We start from the raw sequence: 5,598 nt of genomic DNA on the forward strand, positions 1-5,598 counted from the left end.
GTAAAAATAGACAGAATTAAATTTATAGAGGCTTTAAATGAAGGTGAGACATTTAAAACAGTAGAAGAGAATATATCTTACGATTCAAAAGGAAAAGTAACAGATTCTAAGATTTATGATACTGAAAACTCAACTTTCATAAAAAATAATCTTGAAAAACTGAAAAAATTAGGATTAATAGAAGATAATAAAATAATTGCAGAATAAGGAGAAAAAATGGTAAATAGACAACTAAAAAAAGTTTTTAGAAACTATACTGAAGAGAAAATTAGAGAAGAACACGAAGCAATGAAAATATTAAAAGTAGATGGAATTTGGTATAAAATAAGCGAAGTAAACATAGAAGATTGCAAAGATGATTCTAAAATAGCATATATATGGTTAGAGTCTTTAGAGGGAGAAGAATTAGAGAAAGTATTATCTGAAGAAAGAAAAGCTAAAGATATTAAACTATTAAATATTCCAGCCTTTATTCATAATTTAAATGAAAATTATAAAGATATTATAGGGATTATTCCACTTCAAAGAGGTGAACAATTTAGAAAATATTTAATAGATGAATTAAATATGTATGATGGTGATTTTATTTATCCTGAAAAACTAGAAGATAAAATTACATATGATGAAGAGACTGAAGAATGGGAATTTAAAGAATATAAGTTTCTTGTAATTGTAAGAGAAGAAACAAATTTTGGGTATAGTCAAGGATATTATGCTTTGAAAGATATAAATAATTTAAATCTAGTAGATACAGAATAAGAGGAGATTAGATGGAGTTAATAATTGCAGAGAAAAAGAATGTAGCAGAAGCTATAGCTTCTGCCTTTGGTAATGATTTTAAAATGAAGAATGGATATATAGAAGGTAATAATAAGATAATAACTTGGGCTAGTGGACATCTTTTAGAGTTAAAAGAACCTGAAGAAATAGATGAAAAATACAAAGAATGGAAATTAGAAGAGTTACCAGTTCCAATTGATGAAAATACAGGATTAAAACCAAAAAAATATGATTTAAAAAAAGCTAAAGATGAAAAAGAAAAAAATATAATGATTAGATCACAAAGTACAATAGATAATCAATTAAGTGTAATAGAAAGATTTTTAAAAGATTCAAAAGTATCTACAATAGTGCATTGTGGCGACCCCGATAGTGAGGGTCAGCTCTTAATAGATGAATTAATAACATATTTTAATTGCAAAAAGCCAGTTATGAGAGTTTTAATTAACGATAATAACCCTAATAAAGTAAGACAAGCATTTGAGAAAATAGAACCTAATGAAAAATACATTCCATTAGGGAAGTCAGCTTTTGCTAGAAGTGTTGCTGATAAATATTTAGGTATTAATGCTACTAGATTTTTTGCATTAAAAGCAGGATTAAAAAGTTTAAGAGTTGGTAGAGTAAAAACTCCAGTTTTAGGTTTGATAGTTAATAGATATTTAGAAGTTAAAAATCACGTTAAATCTTATTACTATATTTTAGACGTAGACACTAAAACTCTAAAAAAATCAAACCCTAAAGAAAGAGAAGAATATATAAAAATATCAGAAAGCTATAAACAAGAATTTGCAGATGAAAACAAAAGAAAAGAATTATTAGAAAAATTATCATCAGAATTTGAAAGATTAAATGAAACAGTTCCAATAACCTTTGCATTAGTTCCACCTAAAGAAATTTTAGAAAATGGAAAAGTTACAGATAAAGTATTATTAGAAGAGCTGGAAAAAGAAATACATGGAATACATAAATTAGAAATATCTAAAGATATTGTTAAGAATGAAGCACCACTGCCATTTAATCTAATAGAACTTCAACAATATGCGAATAAGAAGTGGGGATATGGTTCAAATGACGTTTTAAAGATAACACAAGAATTAAGAGATCAATTTAAAGCAATAACATATAACAGATCGGATTGTCAATTTCTTTCGCAGGAGCATTTTAAAGAAGCTCCAGAAGTAATACCGCAAATACTGAAGAACTTAAATATAGTTGTTCCTGGTGTGAATCTTAATAAAATGTCAAAATGCTTTAATGATGAAAATGTAACAGCTCACCATGCGATAATACCAACAAATACAACTGTAGATTTAACTAAATTAGACGATATGCAAAGAAATATCTACATAGCTATTTCAAATTATTATATAGCACAATTTTTACCAGCATTAGTCTCTGAAAAAACAACAGGAGAAATTAAAATATATGATGAAATATTATTGAGAAGTACTTCAACTAAAGTGCTTGATTATGGGTATAAAGCCTTTTTAAATGATAAGTTAGATGATGAAGAACAAGAAAGTAAGACTTCAACTTTATCAGCTTTATATAGCGGGATATATGAAACAACAATAGATGGAACTAAAATACTCCAGAAAGAAACAGCTCCTAAAAAACTATATACTGAAGCTACTCTTTTAAAAGATATGACAGCAATATCAAAATATGTAAGCGATCCAATTTTAAAACAAGCTTTAAAAAATAAAGATAAGGATAAAAAAGGTGAAAATGGAGGAATAGGAACTCCAGCAACAAGATCACCTATTATAAGTGAAATATTTAAAGATAAAGATATTGTGAATCAAGATAAATATATAATTCCAACAGAAAAAGGAATAAAAATCTATCAATACATAGCAGATGAAATAAAAACAGCCAATGTAACAGCAGAATGGTGGCTTATTCAATCAGAAATTGAAGAAAGCAAAGCAGAGCCTATAAAACTACTAAAAAAGCTTGAAGAAGATTTTATGAACATTATGTCAAGAGAGTTTGGTAGAATTGATTATATTGACGATAGCGAAGACAAAACTGTTTCTACTTGTCCAAAATGTGGTAAAAAGATATATGAGAGCAAAATTTCATATTTTTGTGAAGGCTACAAAGATGATCCAAAATGTGATTTCTCAATTTGGAAAGAAAATAAGTATTTAGATATAAAAATATCTAAAGAACAGGCAAAAAAATTAATAGAAGGAAAAATTATAACTATAAAAGGTGAAAAGTATAAAATAGATCCTTCAGGTAGTTTAAAAAAAGAAGTTGAAAAAATAACTTGTCCTAAGTGTAAAAAAGGAGAAATTAAAGAGAGTCCAAGAGCATATAATTGTTCTTCAGAATGTGGTTTTATTTTCTGGAAAAATGAAGCTATTTCATATAGTCAATTTAAACAATTAACTGAAGGAAAAACAATAGAAGCAAAAGGCTTAAAGAATAAAGCTGGAGATAAATATAATGCTAATATTAAATTAAAAGATGATTTTACAGGATTTATGATTATAAAAAAATAATAACAAAATAAGGGAAAGGAGTTTAAAAAGCTCCTTTTTTAATAAAAGGAAGTGAAGCTATGGAAAAGAAAATAATAGAATCATTGAAAAAAGACGAGTTTTTAAAGGTTGGTTATACTGAAGAGAATTTAACAAATGAAGAGATGGAAGAAACAATTGAATTATCGCCTGAAGAATACTTAGCTCTTTTAAAGGGTGATAAGAATGAGCAGTAGAGTTCAAGAAGATAGACAAGTATTAACAGAGAAAATAATTCAAGGATTAAAAAAGGATGGATTAAACTGGATAAGAGATTGGGGATTGTTAGAAGTTCCTAGAAATGCTATAAATAAAGAAACAAAATACAGAGGTGCTAATAAGGTAAATCTACAAATAGCTATGCTAGAAAAAGGATATAAAGATCCTAGATGGGTAACATTTATTCAAGCTAAAAATGAAGGTTGGAAAGTTAAAAGTGGAGAAAAGTCAATAAAATGTGAATATTGGCAGTTTAGTAAAACTGAAAAAATAAAAGATGAAAAAGGAAATATTAAAGAAATAGAAACAAAGTTAAGTATGCCTAGAAGATCTACTTTTAATCTATTTAATGCAGAACAGTTAGAAGGAATTGAACCATATCAATTTAAAGATGGACTAAATATAGAAAAATATCCAGAAATTATAACTCAATTAGAAAATACAAGTCCTTGTAATATAGAGTATAAAAATCAAAATGAAGCCTTTTATGCTCCAGGGAAAGATGTTATAGTAATGCCTTTAAAAGAAAGTTTTTATAGTGAGGAAGGGCTATTGGCAACTCTAATACATGAAATATCACATAGTACTGGACATCCAGATAGACTAGCAAGAAAATTTGGTAAATCTGATGAAGCATATGCTAGAGAGGAACTCATAGCAGAAATAGCAACAGTATTTATCCAAAATGAAATTGGAATAAAATTAAGTGAAAATCACTTTAATAATCATACAGCATATATTCAGAGTTGGCTAAAGACTTTAAAAGATAATGCTAATGAAATCTATACAATTGCAACTGAAGCAGAAAAAATATCAGAGTATGTGGTAGAGCGTTATAATGAAAGAGAGTTATTAAATAAAAATATAGAGAAAGAAGAACTTTTTAAAAATTTAAAGATAAATTTAATATCTTCAGAATATGATTTTAAAATACCTGAAGGAACTACATTAAGAGGAGAAGAAGCATATAATTTTCTAAATAAATTATCTGAAGTAGATAAAGAGAAATATGAGAAAAAATTACCAACATATAAAGTAAGTTTAGATGTGAGTTATAATAATTTCTCTCAAAGTGAAAGGATTTATGTAGGAGAAGGCTTTTTCAAAGATAATGAGTATGTATCTGATGGACTTAAAGAGCTATTAAAACAACCAGCAAAAGACTTAATAAATGATATAGAGTGGCATAAAAAGAGGTTAAATCTGTCTGAAGAGGAAATTACAAAATATGCAAATAAAGAGATACAAAAGATAGATCTAATTTGTGATTTAATAAAAATAGAAGAAATAAGTAAAAAAAGAGAAGGACAATCACCAATAAAAGAAAATCAAGGCATGGAACGCTAAATCTTAATATTGACTTTAGAGATATAATGTATTATACTAAAAGTGTAGAAACCCTAAAGGGTACTAGTTATAGAAATTTAATGTATGAGCTAAAGCTCATGTTCAGAATTTAAGCTTTCACGAAAGTGAAGGCTTTTTTTCTGCCCTTGAACAAGGCAGAACATTAAAATTTTCTATAACTAGGAGGTGTTAAAGATGATTACATTCAATGTAACTAACTTAACACTAGACGGAGGAGCAATTGTAATAATAATTGTTTTTGGTCTAATGTGGTTAAATGCTAGAAAGTAACACCGCACCTCACACCCCTTAGGGGGGAATGAAATTTTAGTGGCTATTTTCATTAATTTGGAATAGCTATTTTTTATTTGGAAATGCTCTACAAACTCTTGGATTTATTGCATATTTATAGAAAATAAGTTACAATTAGAAAAAATACTAGATGAGATTTATGGAGAATTAATAAAGGATTATCATTTAACAATTTTTTTCCATATAGTAACCATTCATACGTTCAAATTTTTCCAAGTCAAAATAAAGAAGCTCTATTTTAAGGTATAAAAAAAATTTTGAGCATATTGAGAAAGTACCAAAAGAAATCTAGTTTGATAATATATCTACTGCTGTTGCTCAAATAAAAAAAGGAAAAGAAAGAAAACTAACAAATAGATTCACTCAATTTATTATTTTAATTTAAGAAGAATTAATGGAGGGAAGAATT

Annotated in this window: 5 protein-coding genes; all 5 read left to right on the forward strand. The window is 27.1% G+C overall.

The features are described 5' to 3' along the window. A partial coding sequence (locus ACRC8M_RS03740; protein WP_438527927.1) for a hypothetical protein occupies positions 1-207 on the forward strand: 207 nt, incomplete at its 5' end. 9 nt (positions 208-216) lie between these two features. Further along, a complete protein-coding gene (locus ACRC8M_RS03745; protein WP_438527928.1) occupies positions 217-759 on the forward strand; it encodes a hypothetical protein in 543 nt (180 codons plus the stop codon). 11 nt (positions 760-770) lie between these two features. Continuing rightward, on the forward strand, positions 771-3,293 hold the full coding sequence (locus ACRC8M_RS03750; RefSeq protein ID WP_438527929.1) for a DNA topoisomerase: 2,523 nt from the start codon (positions 771-773) through the stop codon (positions 3,291-3,293). A 59-nt stretch (positions 3,294-3,352) separates the two neighbouring features. Further along, positions 3,353-3,508 (forward strand): hypothetical protein, encoded by a 156-nt coding sequence (locus ACRC8M_RS03755; protein WP_438527930.1) that lies wholly within the window; start codon positions 3,353-3,355, stop codon positions 3,506-3,508. After that, positions 3,498-4,877, forward strand: a complete 1,380-nt coding sequence (locus ACRC8M_RS03760) for an ArdC family protein (protein ID WP_438527931.1) — start codon at positions 3,498-3,500, stop codon at positions 4,875-4,877. Before ACRC8M_RS03755 ends, ACRC8M_RS03760 begins: the two co-directional genes overlap by 11 nt. The last annotated feature ends 721 nt before the right edge of the window (positions 4,878-5,598 follow it).

This window comes from Cetobacterium sp., assembly GCF_051653945.1.
Classification (GTDB): domain Bacteria; phylum Fusobacteriota; class Fusobacteriia; order Fusobacteriales; family Fusobacteriaceae; genus Cetobacterium_A.